Genomic DNA, 22,784 nt, shown 5'->3' with positions numbered 1-22,784 from the left:
CGTCGTTGTCGACCTCGACCTCGACGGGTCTGTCGTCGGCCAACAGCTCGATCACTTCGCTGTCGACCTCGACCTCGACCGGCCTGTCGTCGGCGAATAGCTCGATCACCTCGCTGTCCACCTCGACCTCGACCGGCCTCTCGTCGGCGAACAGCTCGATCACTTCGCTGTCGACTTCGACGTCGACGGGTCTGTCGTCGGCTAACAGCTCGATCACCTCGCTGTCGACCTCCTCGTCGACTGGCCTCTCGTCGGCCAATAGCTCGATCACTTCGCTCTCGACTTCCACGTCGACGGGTCTGTCGTCGGCCAACAGCTCGATCACCTCGCTGTCGACCTCGACCTCGACGGGCCTGTCGTCGGCGAACAGCTCGATCACCTCGCTGTCGACGTCGACCTCGACCGGCCTGTCGTCGGCTAATAGCTCGATCACGTCGCTGTCCACCTCGACCTCGACCGGCATCAGCTCGCTGTCCACCGGCCTCAGCTCGACCAACAGCTCGGTGACTTCGCTGTCGACTTCCACGTCGACCGGCTTGTCGTCAGCCAACAGCTCGATCACCTCGCTGTCGACCTCCACGTCGACCGGCCTGTCGTCGGCCAATAGCTCGATCACCTCGCTGTCCACGTCGACTTCGACGGGTCTCTCGTCGGCCAATAGCTCCATCACGTCGCTGTCGACTTCCACGTCGACCGGCTTGTCGTCGGCCAATAGCTCGATCACCTCGCTGTCCACGTCGACCTCGACCGGCATCAGCTCGCTGTCCACCGGCCTGAGCTCGACCAACAGCTCGGTGACTTCGCTGTCGACTTCCACGTCGACCGGCCTGTCCTCGGCTAATAGCTCGATCACTTCGCTCTCGACTTCCACGTCGACGGGTCTGTCGTCGGCCAACAGCTCGATCACCTCGCTGTCCACGTCGACCTCGACCGGCATCAGCTCGCTGTCCACCGGCCTCAGCTCGACAAACAGCTCGGTGACTTCGCTGTCGACTTCCACGTCGACGGGTCTGTCGTCGGCTAACAGCTCGATCACCTCGCTGTCGACCTCCTCGTCGACTGGCCTCTCGTCGGCCAATAGCTCCATCACGTCGCTCTCGACTTCCACGTCGACGGGTCTGTCGTCGGCCAACAGCTCGATCACCTCGCTGTCGACCTCCTCGTCGACGGGCCTCTCGTCGGCCAACAGCTCGATCACGTCGCTGTCTACGTCGACCTCGACCGGCATCAACTCGCTGTCCACCGGCATCAGCTCGACAAACAGCTCGGTCCTGTCGCTGTCGACCTCGACGTCGACGGGTCTCTCGACGGCCACGAGCTCGATCGGTTCGCTGTCGACTGGCCTGAGCACGGTCACGGTCAAGACGGACAACCTCGGCAACAGCACGGCATCGGCACTCGGTGGCGGCTCCACGTACGACCCGACGACCGGAACGGTCTCCGCGCCGGCATACACGACCNTCGGCAACAGCACGGCATCGGCACTCGGTGGCGGCTCCACGTACGACCCGACGACCGGAACGGTCTCCGCGCCGGCATACACGACTTACAACGCGAACGGCACGACGTCGACCGCCAACAGCGTCGGCTCGGCGATCAACAACATCAACAGCCAGGGCATCAAGTACTTCCACGCGAACTCGACCGGCCCCGACAGCACCGCGACCGGCACCGACGCAGTCGCCATCGGCAGCGGCGCCGTCGCTGGTACGAACAATTCGGTCGCGCTCGGCGCCAACTCGCAGACCGCCGCGGCCAATCCCACGAGCAGCGCGACCGTCAGCGGTGTCACGTTCGGTGGATTCGCAGGCACCGCGCCGGTCGGCACCGTAAGTGTCGGCAGCGCGGGCAACGAGCGACAAATCACCAACGTCGCCGCCGGCCAGGTGACGCAGACCAGTACCGACGCGATCAACGGCAGCCAGCTTTATTCGGTTGCCCAACAGGTTGGTACCGCGACCAGCGCCATTTCGTCGTTGTCGACTTCCACGTCGACCGGCTTGTCGTCGGCTAATAGCTCGATCACGTCGCTGTCGACCTCCACGTCGACCGGCCTGTCGTCGGCTAATAGCTCGATCACTTCGCTGTCGACTTCCACGTCGACCGGCCTCTCGTCGGCCAACAGCTCGATCACTTCGCTGTCCACGTCGACCTCGACGGGCCTGTCGTCGGCCAATAGCTCGATCACTTCGCTGTCGACCTCGACCTCGACGGGTCTCTCGTCGGCCAACAGCTCGATCACGTCGTTGTCCACCTCGACCTCGACGGGTCTGTCGTCGGCCAACAGCTCCATCACGTCGCTGTCGACCTCGACCTCGACCGGCCTGTCGTCGGCCAACAGCTCGATCACGTCGCTGTCCACGTCGACCTCGACGGGCCTGTCGTCGGCTAACAGCTCGATCACCTCGCTGTCGACCTCCACGTCGACGGGTCTGTCGTCGGCCAACAGCTCGATCACCTCGCTGTCCACGTCGACCTCGACGGGCCTGTCGTCGGCTAACAGCTCGATCACCTCGCTGTCGACCTCCACGTCGACCGGCCTGTCATCGGCTAATAGCTCCATCACGTCGCTGTCCACCTCGACCTCGACTGGCATCAGCTCACTGTCCACGGGCCTCAGCTCGACCGACAGTTCGGTGACCTCGCTGTCGACGTCCACGTCGACGGGCCTGTCTTCGGCCAACAGCTCGATCACTTCACTGTCGACCTCGACTTCGACAGGCCTGTCTTCGGCGAACAGCTCCATCACGTCGCTGTCCACGTCGACCTCGACCGGCATCAGCTCGCTGTCCACGGGCCTCAGCTCGACCGACAGCTCGGTGACTTCGCTGTCGACTTCCACGTCGACGGGCCTGTCGTCGGCTAACAGCTCGATCACCTCGCTGTCGACCTCGACCTCGACCGGCCTGTCGTCGGCAAATAGCTCGATCACGTCGCTGTCCACGTCGACCTCGACCGGCATCAGCTCGCTGTCCACCGGCCTCAGCTCGACCGACAGTTCGGTGACCTCGCTGTCGACTTCCACGTCGACGGGCCTGTCGTCGGCGAACAGCTCCATCACGTCGCTGTCCACGTCGACCTCGACCGGCATCAGCTCGCTGTCCACCGGCCTCAGCTCGACCGACAGTTCGGTGACCTCGCTGTCGACGTCCACGTCGACGGGCTTGTCGTCGGCAAACAGCTCGATCACCTCCCTGTCGACCTCCACGTCGACCGGTCTGTCGTCGGCTAACAGCTCTATCACGTCCCTGTCCACCTCGACCTCGACCGGTATCAGCTCGCTGTCCACCGGCCTCAGCTCGACCGACAGCTCGGTGACTTCGCTGTCGACTTCGACGTCGACCGGCCTGTCGTCGGCTAACAGCTCGATCACCTCGCTCTCGACCTCGACCTCGACGGGTCTGTCGTCGGCAAATAGCTCAATCACGTCGCTGTCGACCTCCACGTCGACCGGCCTGTCGTCGGCCAACAGCTCGATCACCTCGCTGTCGACCTCGACCTCGACCGGCCTGTCGTCGGCGAACAGCTCGATCACGTCGCTGTCCACCTCGACCTCGACCGGTATCAGCTCGCTGTCTACCGGCCTCAGCTCAACCGACAGCTCGGTGACTTCGCTGTCGACTTCCACGTCGACCGGCCTCTCGTCGGCCAACAGCTCGATCACCTCGCTGTCGACCTCCACGTCGACCGGCCTGTCTTCGGCGAACAGCTCGATCACGTCGTTGTCCACGTCGACCTCGACCGGCATCAGCTCGCTGTCCACCGGCCTCAGCTCGACCGACAGTTCGGTGGCATCGCTCTCGACCTCGACCTCGACTGGCCTTTCGTCCGCGAACAGCTCGATCACGTCACTGTCGACTTCGACCTCGACCGGTATCAGCTCGTTGTCCACCGGCCTCAGCTCGACCGACAGCTCGGTGACCTCGCTGTCGACTTCGACTTCGACCGGTTTGTCCTCGGCCAACAGCTCCATCACGTCGCTGTCGACCTCCACGTCGACGGGCCTGTCGTCGGCCAATAGCTCGATCACGTCGCTGTCGACTTCGACCTCGACCGGTATCAGCTCGTTGTCCACCGGCCTCAGCTCGACCGACAGCTCCGTGGCGTCGCTGTCGACGTCGACCTCGACCGGTATCAGCTCGTTGTCCACCGGCCTCAGCTCGACCGACAGCTCCGTGGCGTCGCTGTCGACGTCGACCTCGACCGGTATCAGCTCGTTGTCCACCGGCCTCAGCTCGACCGACAGCTCCGTGGCGTCGCTGTCGACGGCGACGTCGACCGGCCTGTCGTCGGCCAACAGCTCGATCACTTCGCTGTCGACCTCGACTTCGACGGGCCTGTCGTCCGCGAACAGCTCCATCACCTCGCTGTCCACGTCGACCTCGACGGGTCTGTCGTCCGCGAATAGCTCGATCACGTCGCTGTCCACGTCGACCTCGACCGGTATCAACTCGTTGTCCACGGGCCTCAGCTCGACCGACAGTTCGGTGGCATCGCTCTCGACTTCGACGTCGACGGGTCTGTCGTCCGCTAACAGCTCCATCACCTCGCTGTCGACTTCGACCTCGACGGGTCTGTCGTCTGCGAATAGCTCGATCACGTCGCTGTCCACGTCGACCTCGACCGGTATCAGCTCGCTGTCCACCGGCCTCAGCTCGACCGACAGCTCGGTGACGTCGTTGTCCACCTCGACCTCGACGGGTCTGTCGTCGGCCAACAGCTCGATCACGTCGCTCTCGACCTCGACCTCGACCGGCCTGTCGTCCGCGAATAGCTCGATCACCTCGCTGTCCACCTCGACCTCGACCGGTATCAGCTCGCTGTCCACGGGCCTCAGCTCGACCGACAGCTCGGTGGCGTCGTTGTCCACCTCGACCTCGACGGGTCTGTCGTCGGCCAACAGCTCGATCACGTCGCTCTCGACCTCGACCTCGACCGGCCTGTCGTCCGCGAATAGCTCGATCACCTCGCTGTCCACCTCGACCTCGACCGGTATCAGCTCGCTGTCCACGGGCCTCAGCTCGACCGACAGCTCGGTGGCGTCGCTGTCGACTTCGACTTCGACGGGTCTGTCGTCCGCGAACAGCTCCATCACGTCGCTGTCGACCTCGACCTCGACGGGTCTGTCGTCTGCGAATAGCTCGATCACCTCGCTGTCCACCTCGACCTCGACCGGTATCAGCTCGCTGTCCACGGGCCTCAGCTCGACCGACAGTTCGGTGGCATCGCTCTCGACGTCCACGTCGACGGGTCTGTCGTCCGCGAACAGCTCGATCACCTCGCTGTCCACCTCGACCTCGACCGGTATCAGCTCGCTGTCGACCGGCCTCAGCTCGACCGACAGTTCGGTGGCATCGCTGTCGACTTCGACGTCGACTGGCCTGTCGTCGGCTAACAGCTCGATCACTTCGCTGTCGACCTCGACCTCGACCGGTCTGTCGTCGGCAAATAGCTCGATCACCTCGCTGTCGACCTCGACCTCGACGGGTCTGTCGTCGGCAAATAGCTCGATCACCTCGCTGTCGACTTCCACGTCGACCGGCCTGTCCTCGGCTAACAGCTCGATCACGTCGTTGTCGACCTCGACCTCGACCGGCCTGTCGTCGGCTAACAGCTCGATCACGTCGCTGTCCACGTCGACCTCGACTGGCCTGTCGTCGGCTAACAGCTCGATCACCTCGCTGTCGACTTCCACGTCGACCGGCCTGTCGTCGGCTAACAGCTCGATCACGTCGCTGTCGACCTCGACCTCGACCGGCCTCTCGTCGGCCAACAGCTCGATCACTTCGCTGTCCACTTCGACCTCGACCGGCATCAGCTCGCTGTCCACCGGCCTGAGCAGCACGAACAGCTCGGTGACCTCGCTGTCGACTTCCACGTCGACTGGCCTGTCCTCGGCAAACAGCTCCATCAGCTCGCTGTCGACTTCCACGTCGACCGGCCTCTCGTCGGCCAACAGCTCGATCACGTCGCTGTCGACTTCGACGTCGACCGGCATCAGCTCGTTGTCCACCGGCCTGAGCAGCACGGACAGCACGATCCTGTCGCTGTCCACGTCGACGTCGACCGGCATCGGCTCGCTGTCCACCGGCCTGAGCACGACGAACAGCTCGGTGACGTCGCTGTCGACCTCGACCTCGACCGCGATCAACGCCGCGAAGACGCACTACTACAGCGTCAACGACAACGGCACGCAGCAAGCCAACTACGACAACACGGGCGCAACGGGCACCAACGCCCTCGCGGCCGGCGTGAACGCCAGCGCGGCGGGCGCAAGCAGCGTGGCAGTCGGCGACGGCTCGAACGCACAGTCGGCAGGCGCGGTCGCAATCGGCCAGAACGCATCGGCAACGGGCGGCAAGGCCGTGTCGATCGGCTCCGGCAACACCGCGACCGGCGACGGCGCGGTCGCGATCGGCGACCCGAGCATCGCGACGGGCACCGGCGCGGTGGCGATGGGCGCGAACGACACGGCGACCGGCAACGGCGCAGTGGCGCTCGGCAACGCGAACACGGCAAACGGCGCCAGCGCGCTCGCCCTCGGCAGCTCGAACCAGGCCACCGCGGACAACACGATCGCGCTGGGCAACCAGTCCACGGCCAGCGCCACCGGCGCACAGGCCTACGGCTCGGCTGCCAAGGCCACGGCCGCCGACGCGCTCGCCTTCGGCACGAACGCGCAAGCCAACGTCGCCAACTCGATCGCACTCGGCGCGAACTCGGTGACGAGCGCCGCGAATCCGACGTCGAGCGCCACGATCGGCGGTGTCACGTACTTCTTCGCGGGCAACTCGCCGGTCGGCGTGGTGAGCGTCGGCGCACCGGGCCAGGAACGCCAGATCACGAACGTCGCCGCGGGCCGGATCTCGGCCACCAGCACGGACGCGATCAACGGCAGCCAGCTCAATGCGACGAACAACGCGGTCAACGCGCTGTCGACGTCCACCGCGTCGAACGTCGCGTCGCTGTCGACCGGCATCGGCTCGCTGTCGACCGGCCTGAGCACGACCAACAGCAACGTGGCCTCGCTGTCCACGTCGACCTCGACCGCGATCAACTCGCTGTCGACGGGCCTGAGCACGACGAACAGCAACGTCAACTCGCTGTCGACGTCGACCTCGACGGGCATCGGTTCGCTGTCCACCGGCCTGAGCACGACGAACAGCAACGTGGCCTCGCTGTCGAGCGGCGTGTCGAACATCAACAACACGCTGAACCAGTTGTCGACGTCGATCAACAACAACAACATCCGTTCGGCCAACAACAACGGCGTCGCGGCCGACATGAACGGCAAGGGCACCGACGTCCCGACCGTCACCGCCGGCTCGAACTCGGTGGCGATCGGCGCGAATTCGACGGACGGCGGCCGCCAGAACGTGGTGTCGGTCGGCAACGACACGCAGCAGCGCCAGATCGTGAACGTCGCGCCGGGTACGCAAGGCACCGACGCGGTGAACGTGAACCAGCTGACGCAGGTGCAGACGACGCTGTCGACGGCGCTGTCGGGCCAGCAGGCGCAGATCAACTCGCTGGGTTCGCAACTGCAGCAGACCGACCAGATGGCGAAGCAAGGTATCGCGGCCGTCGGTGCGATGGCCTCGATCCCGCAGCTCGATCGCGACGCCAACTTCGGCATGGGGGTCGGTACGTCGACCTTCCTCGGCCAGAAGGCGATGGCGGTCAACATGCAGGCCCGCATCACGGAGAACCTGAAAGCGTCGATCAACGGCGGTTTCAGCGGCGGTCAGAAGGTGATCGGCGCCGGCATGCTGTATCAGTGGAAGTAACGCGTCGCGCCGCCAGGCCGCCCGGCTCGCCAGCCGGACGGCCCGCGGCGGCCCCGACAGCAGGACGAGCCCGCCGCGCCACCCGCGGCGGACCTCGGTCAACCCAAGCTTTAAGGACGTAATCGTGAACAAACTCGCTCTTGCACTCGCGCTTTCCGCCATGGCCCTCGCCGCGTGCTCGACCGCATCCGGCCCGACCTTCAGCGCCTCCGAACTGCAGCCGCGCGACGGCGTGCGCACGTTCCAGGTGGACTGCCACGGCCTGCTGTCCGGCCCGCAGACCTGCATGAAAGCCGCCCGCAAGATCTGCGGCGACCAGCCGGTGCGCACCGTCGACTCGGCCCGCGCGCTGCGCGACGGCTCCGACCCGGCATCGCTGGTATTCCAGTGCGGCGCCGCACCGGCGGAGCCGGCCTCGGCCGCCGAGCCGACGGCCGCCACCGTCGAACACGTGAACCTGTCGGGCGACGCACTGTTCGCCACAGACCACGCGACGCTCGCGCCGACCGCGCGCGAATCGCTCGACCTGCTGCTGAGCGAGCACGCGGACCACACGTACTCGAAAGTGACGATCACCGGCTTCACGGATTCGGTGGGCAGCGACGACTACAACCTCGCGCTGTCGCAGCGCCGCGCCGAAGCCGTCGCCGCCTATCTGAAGGCGCACGGGCTGAAGGCCGACTCGATGACGGTCACGGGCCGCGGCAAGGCCGATCCGGTCGCCTCCAACGCGACGGCCGAGGGCCGCGCCAGCAACCGCCGCGTCGAAATCACGCTGCAACACTGAACAAGCGGCCGCCGCACATGGCGGCCCGCTCCGGCAGGCCGCCAGCGCCGCGCCAAACACCCGCCGGGCACCCCTCGCGCCGCCTCGCCGGCGCCCCGCTCCGGTTGGGCCGGCGACTATGTCAAAGTTCGTCACATCCCGCCACAAACCGGCGATTTCCGTGCCACAATCGCCGACAGACAGTCGCCGGGGCAGCCTGCCCGCATCGCGCGCCGTGCCAGGCGTGCCCGACGACACGCCGGAATCCGGCTGCCGCCCCCGCGATCCACGTCGCACGATTCGCCGGCCGCGACGCACCGGCGCGAATGCAACCATGACAATCCACGGCGCGCCGCTTCCGGTCCACGCGTTCGACGCCGCGCCCGGACGCACGACGCCGCAGAGGAAACCAACCGGTGACGGACATCAATGAAGCCGCTTCGGGCGGCACCCGCAAGCAACGGCCGGCCGTCGGCATCTCGCTGTTTGCGCGGGACGGCCAGGCGATCTGGGAAAACGGCATTCACCAGAACATCGCGTTCCTCGCGATGATGCTCAAGCGCTCGGATCGCGTCGGCCCGGTCTATTTCCTGAACGGCGGCGACGCCAACGCGCTGCCGGCCGGCCTCGAACTCGACGGCCTCGACATCCCGCTCGTGAAACCCGCCGACGTCACGCACGAACTCGACGTCGTGATCGAAATGGGCGCGCAGCTGCCGGTCGAATGGCTCAGGCACATGAAGGCGCTCGGCAAGAAAATCGCCGCGTTCTTCTGCGGGCACGTGTACGCCGGCCTGTGCGAAACCCCGATCTTCGAAAAGCCGTCCGGTCACATCTTCAACGGCGCGCCGTTCGATGAAGTGTGGCTGCTGCCGCAATACGACAAGACCGCGGCGCCGATGCTGCAGACGATCCTGCGCGCGCCGGTGCACCTGATGCCGCACATCTGGTCGCCGTACTTCCTCGATCGCCGCATCGCCGCGCTCGCCGGCGAAGGCGCGACGTTCGGCTATCGGCCGGGCCAGCGCCCGTGGCGCCTGGCGATGCTCGAACCGAACATCTCGGTCGTCAAGTCCTGTCACTACCCGATGCTCGCGTGCGACGAACTCTACCGCGCGCGGCCGGACGCGGTTCAGCACATGTTCGTCGTCAACTCGATGCACATGAAGGAGCATCCGACCTTCGTGCACTTCGCGAACAGCCTCGATCTCGTGCGCCAGCACAAGGCGACCTTCGAACCGCGCATCGACCTGCCGGGCTTCATGGCGCGCCACGCGGATGCGGTCGTGTCGCACCATTGGGAAAACGGGCAGAACTATCTGTATTACGACGTGCTGCACGGCGGTTATCCGCTGATCCACAACTCGACGCTGCTCGGCGACGCCGGTTATTACTACCCGGACTTCGACGCCGCCGCGGGCGGCCGCGCGCTGCTCGATGCGTGGCTGCATCACGACGAACGCCTCGACGACTATCGTGCGAAGGCCGGCCGGCTGCTGCAGTCGGTGTCGATCGACAACCCCGCGAACCTCGACGCGTTCGTCTCGCGTCTGGTCGCCTGAACCGGAGAATACGCATGTCGGACTCCAATGCCCGTCAAGCGCCCGGCGACGGCAAACGTCTCGTCGTCGGCGTGTCGCTGTTCGTGCGCGGCGCCGGCCAGTCGCTGTGGGAAAACGGCATTTTCCAGAACTGCCTGCTGCTGATCCTGCTGCTGCGCCAGTCGCCGCTCGTCGCGGAAGCCGTGATGGTGAACGGCGGCGAACAGGTCGCCGATCCACAGATGATGCTCGGCGAATGGGACGTGCCGCTGCTGTCGATGGACGAAGCGCTGCAACGCTGCGATGTCCTGATCGAAATGAGCGCGCAGTTCGGCGCGGACTACCTGCGCGCGTTCCACGAGCGCGGCGGCAAGGTCGTCACGATGCGGGTCGGCAACGACTACGTGATCGACATCGAACGCGCGATGTTCAACAAGCCGTCGGGCTTCCTGTTCTCGGGCGCGCCGTACGACGCGGTGTGGACGATTCCCGAGTTCGAGCGCTCGTGCCTGCACTATTACCAGACCGGCCTGCGCGCGCCGGTCACGATCGTTCCGCACATCTGGCATCCGATGCTGTTCGACAAGGCACGCGCGACGCTCGGCGGCGGTTTGTCGTACGGCTATCAGCCGGGCAAGCCGCGCTGGCGCGTGACGATGTTCGAGCCGAACATCTGCATGGTGAAGACGAGCATCATCCCGATGCTGGTCACGGAAGAGGCGTACCGCGCCGATCCGCGGTTCCTGGAGTTCGTGCGCGTGTGCAACACGATCCACATCAAGGAGCACGCGACCTTCGTCCACTTCGCGAAGAGCCTCGACATCGTGAACCACGGGATCACGACGTTCGAAAGCCGTTATGCGGTGTACGAGTTCATGGCCGCGTACGGCGATGCGGTGGTGTCGCACACGTGGGAAAACGCGCAGAACTACCTGTATTACGAGCTGCTGTACGGCGACTATCCGCTGATCCACAACTCGCCGTTCCTCGGCAAGGCCGGGTATTTCTATCCGGACTTCGACTGCCAGGCCGGCGGCCGTGCACTGCTGCAGGCGTTCGCCGAGCACGACGCGAATCTGGAAGCCTACCGCGAGCAGTCGAAGCACGTGCTGTCGTCGGTCAGCATCTACAACCCCGCGAACGTCGCCGCTTACTCGGACGCGATCGCCGCCCTCTATCGCGACGCGTGACGCGCCGCCCTTTCCGGACCCCGACATGAACGCACGCCCGCCCCTCTCCCGCGCCAAATGGCTGATCGGCTGCGCCGTCGCTTCGATTGCGATCGGCGCACACGCACAATCCGCCGGCGAATCGGCCGACTCGCTGCTGCGCGACTCGAACGCGGTGTTCAAGCTGCTCGACGCCGGCCAGTACGGTGCAGTGTGGAGCGATGCCGCCGCGTTCGTGAAGGCGCGCATCAAGCAGGATCAGTTCGCGGCCGACATGCAACGTGCGCGCCAGTCCTTCGGCGCGGTCGACCATCGCGGCTGGGCGCAGATCACGCGCATCCGCTACTCGAATTCGTCGACGACGCCGGACGGCCTCTACGCGAACGTCGACTACGCGACGACGCTCACGAGCGGCGCGACCGTGTTCGAGAAGCTGAGTTTTCGTCTCGACGACGACGGCCGCTGGCACCTGACGGGCTACGTGCCGCGCCAGTCGCAAGGCGCCGTGCAGTAAGCGAAGAACCGCCCGCCTCACCGGAGCCGATATGAAACTCAATGTCGCGATAACGATGAACGTGCAGCGCGACGCGACGCAGTCGATCTGGTACAACGGCGCGAACCAGCACTGCGTGTACCTGTACATGCTGCTGAAGCAGTCGCCGCTGATCGGCGAGGTCTGGCTCGCGCACGACGACGGCATCACCGACTACCCGCAGGCGCTGATGATGGACGCGTTCGGCGACGCGCTGCGGCCGCTGTCGGCCATCGTCCACCAGACCGACCTGCTGATCGAGATGAACGCGTTCGTCGATCCGTCGCACACGGAGGTCGTGCGCCGGCGCGGCGGCAAGTGCGTGTCGTACCGCTTCGGCAACGACTACGTGATCGCGGTCGAGACGATCAACTTCGAGAAGAACGACTGGCGGCCGAACCCGCACCGCGTGCAGTTCGACGAGATCTGGACCAACCCGCAGCACATGCACACGTGCGCGGCCTATTTCCAGGCCGTCTATCGCGCGCCGGTGATCGAGCTGCCGCACATCTGGTCGCCGTATTTCATCGAACGCAGCCTCGCGGCCGACCCCGAACTGAAGGCGCGCTTCGGTTATCGCAACCACGGCCCCGCGAAGCGCATCGCGTTCTTCGAACCGAACCTGAACGTCGTGAAGAGCTCGATCGTGCCGATGCTCGCCGCGAACGCGTGCTACGTCGAACACCCGGAGCTGGTCGAGCACGTGTACATGACCAACACGTTCGACAAGAAGGAAAACGTCGCCTTCAAGCATCTCGCGCTCGGGCTCGAGATGGTGCGCGACGGCAAGGCGACGGCCGACGTGCGCGCGCCGTTCGTCGCATGGGCTGCGCATCACACCGACATCGTCGTGTCGCATCACTGGGAAAACGGCCTCAACTACCTGCTGTACGACGCGCTGTACGGCAACTACCCGCTGGTGCACAACTCGCCGTTCCTGCGCGACGTCGGTTACTACTACCCGGACTTCGAGATCTTCGACGCGGCGCGCGCGATCGCGACCGCCGCGCAGACGCACGACGCGCGGCTCGACGACTACGCGGCGGCCGCCCGCCGCTGCCTGCACCAGGTCGACACGCTCGCCGAACACAACGTCCGCGCCTATTCCGTGCAGATCCAGCACCTGTTTGCCGGCCGCGTGCCCGGCTGACCTCTTTCGCCTGCCCCTCGCCCATGAATCAGACCGTCCGCAACTTCGTCGTGATCGATTCGATCCACGGCCCGTTCGTCATCAACCGTCACTGCGCGCTCCAGGCGGAGGCGCTGATCAAGACCGGCCGGCCGCATATCCAGGGCGAGCTCGACGTGATGATGCCGGTGATCGACCAGTTGCCCGACGGCGCGATTGCGGTGGACGGCGGCGCCAATGCAGGGCTCGTGTGCGTGCCGATCGCGCATCGGCTGCGCGAGCGCGGCGGCCGCGTCTATGCGTTCGAGCCGCAGCGCACACTGTTCCAGGCGCTCGGCGGCACCGTTGCGCTCAACCAGCTCGACAACCTCCATCTGCTGAACATGGGGCTCGCGAGCGCCAACGGCACGATGAAGGTGCCCGAAGTCGACTACGGACAGGACGCCGACTTCGGTCAGGTCTCGCTCGTCGACGCACACGCGGCGGGCGGCACGCCGACGCCGGTCGTCAGGCTCGATTCGCTCGGCCTGCCGCGGCTCGACTTCCTGAAGCTCGACATCGAAGGGATGGAGATCGACGCGCTGCACGGCGCGCGCCAGCTGATCGAAACGCATCTGCCGTGGTGCTGGATCGAATACTGGAAGGTCGGCGAAGCGCCGATCATCGCGACGTTCGCCGGTCTCGACTACACGTTCTACCGGATCGACGGGCTGAACATGCTCTGCGTGCCGAACCCGCGCTGGGACCGGCAACGCCTGATCATCACGGGCGAACCGCTCGCCGTCGCCGCGGCGGCCGAAAGCGGCGCGGACAGCCCGGCTGCCGCCAACGCCGATACCGATACCGACACGCCCGAGACGAACTGGAACCGTGCACTCGACCACGAATCGCGCTGCGAGTGGGGGCGCGCGATCGACCGCTGGCAACGCGCGCGCGGCCGCGGGCTCGACGACGATGCGATCGCGCTGCAGCTTGCGTCGTGCTACGGCTTCGCCGGCGCGCCCGAGGCCGGGCTCGCGGCACTCGAGCGCTTCGGCGATCCGGCCGTGCTGCCCGACGCGACGCGCGGCCGGATCGAACTGGCGCGCGCGGGGCTACTGCTGCGCGCCGGCCGGCGCGACGAGGCCGCACGCGCCACCGTCGCCAGCGAAAACGTCCTGACGGCCGCGCAGTTCGGGCTGCCGACGGAACGGCTCTATCAGGGCCAGTCGCTGCAAGGCAAGCGGCTGCTCGTGCTCAGCTACGGCGGTGTCGGCGATCAGCTCCAGTACGCGCGTTACCTGCATGCGCTCGACTCGCTCGGTTGCGAGAGCGTGACCGTCGTCGTTCCCGACGCGCTGACGGGCCTGCTGCGCCATACGTTCCCGCGCATCGAGTTCGTCGGCGCGCATGGCGCGTGGGTCGACGCGTCGCAGATCGCGCACGACTACTGGTGCTCGTTCCTGATGCTCGCCGCGCAGTTCGGCTACACACCGGCGCCGGAAGGCGTGCCGGCCGCGTACCTGTCGTGCCCGCCTGCGCACGCGGCCGCATGGCGCGAGCGTGTGTCGCGCGACGGCCACTCGGCCGACACGCGCCGCATCGGGCTCAACTGGCGCGGGCGCGACGACAGCGACGCGCGCTTCCATCGCGCGGCCAGCCTGCGTGACTTCGCGCCGCTGACCCGGATGCAGGGTCACGCCGCGTACTGCATCAACCGTGACCTGTCCGCGCAATCCGAGCAATCGGACCTGCCGGTGACGTTCCCGCATCAGGCAATCGGCGATTTCAGCGATCTCGCGGCACTGACGCTCGCGATGGACGCCGTGGTGACCACCTGCACCGCGCACATCCACCTCGCCGGCGCGCTCGGCGTGCCGGCCGTGCTGCTGCTGAGCCCGAAGGCCGACGCGCGGTGGGAAACCGGCTCGCGCACCGCGCTCTATCCGGGCATCCGGATCGTGCGCGCCGCGCACGTCGGCAAATGGGACGACGCGATCGACCGCGCGATGGCGCTGGTGCTCGGCGGTTTCGGGAAGGATTGATCGATTGGCCGCGCGTCCGGGCGGCTGCGCCCGGACCATGTCGACACCGGCCGCACGCCGGCCAGCACGCGCATTCGCGCGCTACACCAGCACCCGATCGCCGCATTGTGCGGCGAACACGCGGCCATGCCGCCGCCCCGTGTGCGCGAGCACCGCGAAACAACGGGCCGCCGGCCGGCTGGCGCCGGCGGATTGCTTGAAGAGGTTGTCGGATACGCCGCGCGCGATCGCCGAATCGTCGCCGCACGCGCCCGCGATGACGCCGGCGTAATAGTGCCGCGCCGCCAGCTCGCGACCGCCGGCGTCGAGCGGCTTCATCCGCTGAATGCGACGCGCGACGGCTTTCAGGCCGTCGAGATAGGGCGCGACATCGATCGGCACGTCGGTCGATTCGGCGCCCAGTTGCCACAGCATGTCGGCCAGCTCGGCGAGCGCGACCAGGTCGCGCGCATCTGCCGCCTGCGTGCCCGTTCCGACTCCGGCCTTCGTCTCCGCCATGCCCACGCCCCTTTTGTCATTCGCCCCGGCCCCGCGCCGGCCCCGCCTTGCGCACATCACGCGCGCCGCCCCGCCTGTTCGCGCGCCGTCACGCGGCGGCCGGCGACCGCCATGAAAAGCGGATGCCCTGCGCCCACGCGACGCCGGCATCCACGACAATCTGCCGGTCGATCTCGGTCTCCACGCCTTCGACGACGACGTGCCGCGCACCTTCTTGCGCGAACGCGATCAGCCTGCGGAACTGGTAGCGCCCGATCGAGTTGCGCTTGATCATCGCCAGGATCGACCTGTCGAGCTTCACGATGTCGGGATTGCCGACCACCAGATTGTTCAATGCACTGAAGCCGACGCCGAAATCGTCGATCGCGATACGGCATCCGGCCTGCCGGAAGCGGTTCACGAACGACCGGCCCGCGACGGGATTCAGCGGCCCCGTCTCCGTGATCTCGATCACCAGCCGCGCGGCGACCGACGGCTCACGCTCGAGCCGCTTGAAAATGGCCAGCCACGCGTCGTCGACGACCGCGCTCGCCGCCGCGACGTTGCAACCGTAGACGGCGGCCGGATCGGCGCGCAGCCCGTCGATCGTCCTGCCGACCACGAGCCGGTCGAACCAGCGCATCAGCCCGAGCGACTCGAGACGCGGCAGGAAGGCGAGCGGCGGCAGCACATCGCGCTCGCCCCACCGCAATCGCGCCAGGCATTCCCGGTACAGCACGCCACCCGACAGATCGGCCCGGCACACGGGCTCGTGCGCGAACCCGAGCCGGCTTTCCACGAAACTGCGTACCGACGCGAGGTCGGGGTGATCGTCGGGTGCGCCGAACACGAGATCGATTTCGTCACGATTCGCTTCCCGATTCGCCTCCAGGCGAGCTTCGACCGCATTCATCCGGCGCTCCGGCAAATGGCGAGCCCAGACCACGGCTCGACCTCAAGAAACATGCGGAGCAAGCCGATCCTGACGTGCTCCGCCGCCTACCCGGCCCATCCTGTTATGTCGATCTTTTCCGGGGGCGTACTGTTCGCTTCGGCGCGCCGTCAAATTCGATATTTTCAACAATATTCAGTATCTGGGAATACACCATGCGCACCCGATGCCGACAGTGCGACAGGTTACACAACATCAATTGCAGAACCCCGAATCGAAACCGTTTCTCTTTTTCGCCTAAACAGCTTTGTCCGAATCGATTTTTCCGCGATTTACTGGTCTCGCAAATCTGAAATTAGCCAATTAATCTGATGAATAACGGTTCGTGAAGCATCGCCCTCTACCCATGTCCGGGCTTGCTGCACCAGCCTTCTACACGGGCTGCCATCCACCGGAAACCAGCCGCCGCGCATCATTCGATCACCGCAGCATTCAATTTTCTCGTTTCAAACGATATTGTGAATTTTCAAAGCAGAATCAAATCGCGTTGAATCAATAATAGCGCGCTTAATTATATGATGATTAACGATTGAAACATCTTTAACAATCTTCCAGACTTGTTAACCTATAAACTTATTTCCGACGGACTTCCCTCGGAGCCGTCAATTTCGTGCCTTCGAAAACCGTCGAACCGACCCGGTTCGGCGGTTTCTTTTTTTAACGGCACTATTTCGTCAGACATTAGGGTAGGACAACCCCGATGGCGGCCGGCGGCGCAACGAATGTGCGCCGCGGAAAAGCGGGCGTTATGCGGCCGTCGCGCCGACCAGATTCGCGAGCAGCGCGTCGTACTCGGCGACGAGCGCGGGATTCGCCGACGTGTAGCGGCTGAGGATCTCGCGCTGGCGCCGCGTGTACGCTTCCCAGTCGTCGTCATGCGTATGCAGCGCGCGCAGCAGCGCATCGGCGCCCTGCTGCACGTCGTTGTCCGGGTAGTAGTAGCCCAGATCGGGCGCGAGGCTCGCGTTGTGCACGAGCGGGTAGCCCTGCCAGCACACGTCGAAATAGAAATAGTTGAGCGGGTTCGACCATTGATGCGACACGACGATATCGGTCAGGTCGGCCAGGAACAGCGGCGTGTCGAAGCGCCCGACGAAGCTCGCCTTGCCCGCACGCACGATGTCCAGGTAGTTCATCAGCATCACGAACTCGGGGCTGTCGTGCGCGAGGCGATCGGCGTTCGTCACGTGCGTGAAGCAGATCGCATCGGGGTCGCGGCGATACGCTTCGTCGATGATCAGCATCGGATACACGCAGAACTTCACGACGTTGTGATTCGGCTCCATCACCGTCAGTCGCTTGCCGGGCTCGCTGCGCGGCCGGTATTCGCCGTGCTCGGGCAGCGACTGCGCACGCGCGCTCAGGAACATCGGATCCCACACGAACGGCACGACGCGCCCCGGGCAGCGGCGCAGCGACTGCAGGAACGGCAGCGACGACGGCGCGATCTGCGGAATCGCCCACACCTCGTCGTAGCCGCGGTTGATGAAGAGCGCGTCCCACATCCGGCGGCCGAACAGCATCGACTCCATCGCATTGATGTACTCGACGCCGCAGCAGTAGCTGACGATCTTCGCGCCGCGCGCTTTCAGGTAGGCCGTCTGCTCGCCGTCGATCTGCCCGCCAAGCTCGATCACCACGTCGAGCGCATCCTTCATGTCGGCGAACGCGCGCGTGTCGTACACGCCGCGATCCCACGGCAGCGCATCGGTGAGCGGCACGTCGGTGGTGTTGACCAGCGTCACGCAGTAGCCGCGCGGCGACGCCATCAGCAGCTTCGCGAGAAACAGCGCGTTCTGCTTGATGCCGTTGATCCACAGGCTTTCGTCGGGGGCACGCAATCCGATCGTGATACCGATGCGCAGGCCGTTCAGGGCAGGAGACGTCATCGTCGGCGGGATGGAAGGTTGGAAGGGGTGGAATGGACGCAGTGTAGCGCGCGAGGCGCCGCCCGCGTCAAGCGGCGCCCCACGCCGGCGGCAACCCGGTATTTTAGCGGAGCGCCGGCCCGCACACTGTCATGGATGGTTAGTGCCCGGCACGCGGCGCGGGCGGGCCGCACAAATGCGCAAGGCCGTTATACGATACTCGGGCCGCCCGCCGCGCCGCCAGGTCGCGGCTTGTTTTTGGCATTCGAACGGACAACCCACGACCTCGCCGCAACACGATTGAAAAAGGCTGACAAAATGGAACACGACGCCGCGCAAGTCTTCCAGAAAATCCATGACGAAAAGGGGTGGCACTCTCAGGAGAGCGTGTCCGGGTGGGGTTCGGAGCTGAAGAACACCGCGCAGATCATTCGCGAGTTGCCAGGGTTGCTGCGCCGCTTCGGCGTGCGTTCGATGCTCGATGCGCCGTGCGGCGATTTCAACTGGATGCGCCATGTCGACCTCGACGGCATCGACTACATCGGTGCGGATATCGTGCAGAACCTCGTCACGGCCAACCAGGCGACCTGGACCGCGCCGAACCGTCGTTTCGTGCATCTCGACCTGCTGAAGGATCCGCTGCCGGACGCCGACCTGATCCTGTGCCGCGACTGCCTGTTTCACTTTTCCCATGCCGACGTGTTTCGCGCATTCGAGCGCTTCGCGGCCACCAACGCGCGCTACCTGCTGACCACGACCTTCATCTACCGCAGCTATCCGCGCAACGCGAGCATCGCGACCGGCCAGTGGACGCCGATCAACCTCGAAATGGCGCCGTTCGATCTCGATCCGCCGCTGACGCTGATCGTTGAAGGCAGCAACGAATGCATCATCTACGGCGGCGATCTCGGCACGGTGCCCATGTCCGATCGCTGTCTCGGGCTCTGGAGCATGGAGAGCGTTCGCGAGCGCCTGCGGCGCCCGCTTCCCGACCTTGCAGGCGCACGATGATCGTTCTCAGCCATTTCAGTCACGACGCGCCCGCGAGCCTCGAGAATCACCGCCGCTACGCGCAGGCGCACGGCTATCGTCACGAGATCGTCGACGCGTCCGCGATGCCGCAGGCGCTGCCGCTGCGGCCGTTGTATCGCTACGAATCGCTGCTCCACGTGCTGCGCGGCGCGCAGCCCGACGAACTCGTGCTGCTGCTCAGCGAAGACGCGGCGATCGTCGAACCCGTCGCGCTGGATCGCCTGATGCCCGGGCGCGACATGCTGCTCGTCGACGCCTTCGCGCACCCGCTGCCTCAAGTCGACGTGCAGGTCTGGCGCAACACGGCGGCCGTGCGGGCGATCGTGATGCGGCTCGTGCAGCGGTGCAAGCTCGGCAGCGAGCCGCGGCTCACGTCGGAAGCCGCGCTGTTCGCGGATCTGGACACGCATCACTACATGACGCTGATCGACGGGCTGTGCCCGGTGATGCCGACCGGCCCCAACCTCGATCCGATGTGGAGCCGCGTACCGACGTTCGCGGTCAGCATCGACGACACGCCGCACGATCCCGAACGCAAAGGCGCGACGCCGCGCTTTCGGGACGCGCTGGTTGCGTATATCAACCGATGCCGCGCCGCCGGCCAGCCGATGTTCTCGTTCGATCACGACGCCGGCAACGAGCCGGCCGATTCCGCCGAGCGCAGCACCTACAATCCCGGCCGCTCGATTGCCGTGATGACGCTATACACACCGAACATCGGCAACTACGCGCGCATCGCGGAACAGAATTTCCGGCGCTACTGCGACACACACGGCTACACGCTCTATGTGCATCGCGACATCCCCGGCGAGATCGGGCTGAACGCGACCGGCAACTGGTTCAAGCCGTGGCTGCTGCACGGTTATCTGCAGCACCATGACTGGGTGGTGTGGCTCGACGCCGACGTGCTGATCGCGGATCAGCAGAAAGCGCTGGAACCGCTGCTCGAAGGGCGCGACTGGCTGCTCGCGCACGACATCGGCCAGTGGGCGTTCAACTCGGGCGTGATGGCGTTTCGGCGCACCGAGCGCAACGATACGATGCTGCGCGACATGATGGCGACGATCACCGCGCTGCAGGACAGGTCGAGCGTCTATGCGAGCGATGGCGACCAGCTGCACTTCATTCGCGCGATGGAGCGCGACGGGCAGCTGGACGGGGAAGGCGTGGCCGATCTCGTCAGCTTCAACACGCCCTGGCTGTTCCGCCGCGCGGACAGCTACATCGTGCACTACTACGGAATGTGGTCCGACATGCGCGCGCTGATGATGGCGCACGACGACGGGTTGCTGCGCTGAAGCCGCCGATCCGGAATAAGAACCACGAGCGACTGCGCCGGCTGGATGCCTACCAGCCGGCGCGCGTCGCTTGCCGTCAGACCGGCGTGGTGGTCGGCGCGACGGCGGCCGGGTCGGTCAAGCTGGCCTTGCCGGTTTCGACGTGCCCCGCGATGCGGCGCGTCCAGCCCGTATTTCCCGCGACCGCGAACTGCAGATCGTACCAGTGGCTGCTGCACGACAGATCCCAGTGCGCTTCGATGCGCTGCCCCGGCGGAATCGTCAGCGTGCGCGCCGGCCCGCCGTACGCGACATCGGTCGCCGTGACCGTCAGCGCGCTGGCGCCCGCATTGGCGAGCGTCACGTAGACGTCGCCGTTGGCGGCGTCGTAGCACGGCGTGATTTCAGGCTTCGCGCCGGCATCCGCGGCGGCGGACCCCGCGAAGCGCCGGAAATAGCCGTTCGGGCCCCACACGCTCACCAGGTAGTTGCCGTTCGCATCGAGCGCCCACGTATCGGTCAGTTGCTTGCCCGCTTCGACCGTGTAGCGGCGCGGCATTGCGGTGGGGTCACCCGTATAGACCCAGAAGTGCGCACCTTGCGTGCCGGTGTTCGCAAACGTCAGCGCGTAACCTTGCGCGCCGAGCTGGCCGGTGACGTGCAATTCGTACGGCAGCGCACGCGCCGGCCGCGTGCCGGGTTCCTGCGCCGTCACGACCTGCTGCGCGGTGCTGGCCGGCGCGGTCTGCGACGATGCGCGCGAACATTGCAGGTCCGCCTGCGCGACATACGCCTGCGTACTCGGCAGGGTCGGCACCGTCGCATCCGATTTCGAGAAGTCGAGCGCCGACGTCAGGTCGCCGCAGATCGCGCGGCGCCACGGCGAGATGTTGGTTTCCACCACGCCGAAGCGCTTCTCGATGAATTGCAGCACCGACGTGTGATCGAAGACCTGCGAGCACACGAAGCCGCCCTTCGACCACGGCGAGACGACGAACATCGGCACGCGCGGGCCGAGGCCGTACGGCAGGTTGTCGGCCGTGTACGTGCCCGTCTGCGTCGACGTCACGACGTTGTGCCGCTCGAGCGACACGTCCACGGTGCTCATGCCGGAGCCCGGCAGCGTCGGTGCCGACGGCGGCACGACGTGATCGAAGAAACCGTCGTTCTCGTCGTACATGATGAGCAGGACGGTCTTGCTCCACACGTCCGGATTCGACGTCAGCGCATCGAGAATGTTCGACAGGTAATACGCGCCGTAGAGCGGCGTGAACTTCGGATGTTCCGAATACGCGGCGGGCGGCAGCAGCCACGAGACCTGCGGCAGCGCGTTCGCCTGCACGTCGGCTTTCAGCTGCGTGATCGAGCGCGTGCTCATCCCGCGCGTCTGCAGCGACGAACCGGCCGGCGCATTCACGAAGTTGTTGAAGCACGCCAGCATGTTCGTGCCGTAGTTGCCGGTGAAGTTGTCGAACCCGGTGCCCTGCTGGTAGATCTGCCACGAGATGCCCGCTTTCTCGAGGCGCTCCGGATAAGTCGTCCAGCTGAAGGGCGGCAACTGGATCTTGTCGAACTGGTTGTCGATGTAGTCGGTGTTGTCGAGCAGCGGGCCGCCGCCCGTGCCGAGCGGATCGACCATGCCCGTCATCAGGTACATGCGGTTCGGGTGCGTGTTGCCCGGAATCGAGCAGAAGTAGTTGTCGCACACGGTGAACGCATCCGCGAGCGCGTAATGGAACGGAATGTCGTCGCGGACGTGATAGCCCATCGTCATGTTCGACTTCTGCACCGCCCATTGGTCCGCACGGCCGTTGTCGATCGCGCCATGCGTCGTCGCCCACGTATGCGGCAGGCCGCCGATGCACTGCGCGTTGACGCCCGGGACGGTCGTGTCGTAGCGGAACGGCGCGATCACGCTCGTCTTGTCTTCCTGTCGCGGCTGGAACCAGACCGGCTTGCCGTTCGGCAGCGTGACCGGGAATCGGTCGTTGTAGCCGCGCACGCCGCTCAGGTGACCGAGGTAGTGGTCGAACGAGCGGTTCTCCTGCATGAACACGACGATGTGCTGCACATCCTGGATCGTGCCCGTCACGGTATTCGGCTCGATCGCAAGCGCCTTGCGGATCGATTCGGGAAGCAGTGCGGTGGCGGCGGTCGCGCCGGCGAGGCCGGCGGAGAACTTCAGAAAATCGCGTCGCGAATGGGTGGCCATGCTGGTTGCTCTTGATTG

Annotated in this window: 13 protein-coding genes; 9 read left to right on the top strand and 4 right to left on the bottom strand. The window is 65.8% G+C overall.

Annotation, left to right across the window (positions count from 1 at the left end):
* The first annotated feature begins 503 nt into the window (after positions 1–503).
* The 7 genes from ACTRWB_RS35835 (at position 504) to ACTRWB_RS35805 (ending at position 14,948) form a co-directional block, all read left to right on the top strand.
* Complete coding sequence (locus tag ACTRWB_RS35835; RefSeq protein WP_446904674.1) at positions 504–7,787, top strand: YadA-like family protein; 7,284 nt, start codon at positions 504–506, stop codon at positions 7,785–7,787.
* A gap of 124 nt (positions 7,788–7,911) precedes the next feature.
* The gene (locus tag ACTRWB_RS35830) at positions 7,912–8,574 is read left to right on the top strand and encodes an OmpA family protein (RefSeq protein WP_446904673.1); all 663 of its coding nucleotides are present in this window, start codon (positions 7,912–7,914) and stop codon (positions 8,572–8,574) included.
* 395 nt (positions 8,575–8,969) lie between these two features.
* On the top strand, positions 8,970–10,115 hold the full coding sequence (locus tag ACTRWB_RS35825; RefSeq protein WP_129515740.1) for a DUF2827 domain-containing protein: 1,146 nt from the start codon (positions 8,970–8,972) through the stop codon (positions 10,113–10,115).
* Between the two features lie 14 nt (positions 10,116–10,129).
* Positions 10,130–11,284 carry a DUF2827 domain-containing protein gene (locus ACTRWB_RS35820; protein WP_129515741.1) on the top strand — a complete coding sequence of 385 codons (1,155 nt, stop codon included), beginning with the start codon at positions 10,130–10,132 and terminating at the stop codon, positions 11,282–11,284.
* Positions 11,285–11,309: 25 nt separating this feature from the next.
* Complete coding sequence (locus ACTRWB_RS35815) at positions 11,310–11,777, top strand: DUF4019 domain-containing protein (protein WP_446904672.1); 468 nt, start codon at positions 11,310–11,312, stop codon at positions 11,775–11,777.
* A gap of 31 nt (positions 11,778–11,808) precedes the next feature.
* Complete coding sequence (locus ACTRWB_RS35810) at positions 11,809–12,945, top strand: DUF2827 family protein (RefSeq protein WP_446904671.1); 1,137 nt, start codon at positions 11,809–11,811, stop codon at positions 12,943–12,945.
* A 23-nt stretch (positions 12,946–12,968) separates the two neighbouring features.
* Complete coding sequence (locus ACTRWB_RS35805; RefSeq protein WP_446904670.1) at positions 12,969–14,948, top strand: FkbM family methyltransferase; 1,980 nt, start codon at positions 12,969–12,971, stop codon at positions 14,946–14,948.
* Between the two features lie 81 nt (positions 14,949–15,029).
* On the opposite strand, the gene ACTRWB_RS35800 is transcribed toward ACTRWB_RS35805, so the two are convergent.
* The 3 genes from ACTRWB_RS35800 to ACTRWB_RS35790 all read right to left on the bottom strand — a co-directional run bounded on the left by ACTRWB_RS35800 (position 15,030) and on the right by ACTRWB_RS35790 (position 18,266).
* Positions 15,030–15,446: a hypothetical protein gene (locus ACTRWB_RS35800; protein ID WP_446904669.1), complete on the bottom strand. Its 417-nt coding sequence runs from the start codon at positions 15,444–15,446 to the stop codon at positions 15,030–15,032.
* Between the two features lie 88 nt (positions 15,447–15,534).
* Positions 15,535–16,338, bottom strand: a complete 804-nt coding sequence (locus ACTRWB_RS35795) for an EAL domain-containing protein (RefSeq protein WP_446904668.1) — start codon at positions 16,336–16,338, stop codon at positions 15,535–15,537.
* Between the two features lie 785 nt (positions 16,339–17,123).
* Positions 17,124–18,266 (bottom strand): DUF2827 domain-containing protein, encoded by a 1,143-nt coding sequence (locus tag ACTRWB_RS35790; protein WP_446904667.1) that lies wholly within the window; start codon positions 18,264–18,266, stop codon positions 17,124–17,126.
* A gap of 18 nt (positions 18,267–18,284) precedes the next feature.
* Between ACTRWB_RS35790 and ACTRWB_RS35785 the strand changes: the two genes are divergently transcribed.
* A complete protein-coding gene (locus ACTRWB_RS35785) occupies positions 18,285–19,256 on the top strand; it encodes a class I SAM-dependent methyltransferase (RefSeq protein ID WP_446904666.1) in 972 nt (323 codons plus the stop codon).
* Entirely contained in the window at positions 19,253–20,575 is a 1,323-nt protein-coding gene (locus ACTRWB_RS35780) for a galactosyl transferase GMA12/MNN10 domain protein (protein ID WP_446904665.1), read from the top strand. Before ACTRWB_RS35785 ends, ACTRWB_RS35780 begins: the two co-directional genes overlap by 4 nt.
* Positions 20,576–20,651: 76 nt before the next feature.
* Here ACTRWB_RS35780 and ACTRWB_RS35775 read toward each other — a convergent pair whose 3' ends face one another.
* Positions 20,652–22,766 (bottom strand): phosphocholine-specific phospholipase C, encoded by a 2,115-nt coding sequence (locus ACTRWB_RS35775; protein WP_129515749.1) that lies wholly within the window; start codon positions 22,764–22,766, stop codon positions 20,652–20,654.
* Positions 22,767–22,784 lie beyond the last annotated feature (18 nt).

It is taken from the genome of Burkholderia sp. YIM B11467, assembly GCF_052952715.1.
The sequence above is the reverse complement of the archived record's forward strand: the minus strand, read 5'-3'. Positions and strand labels throughout refer to the sequence as shown.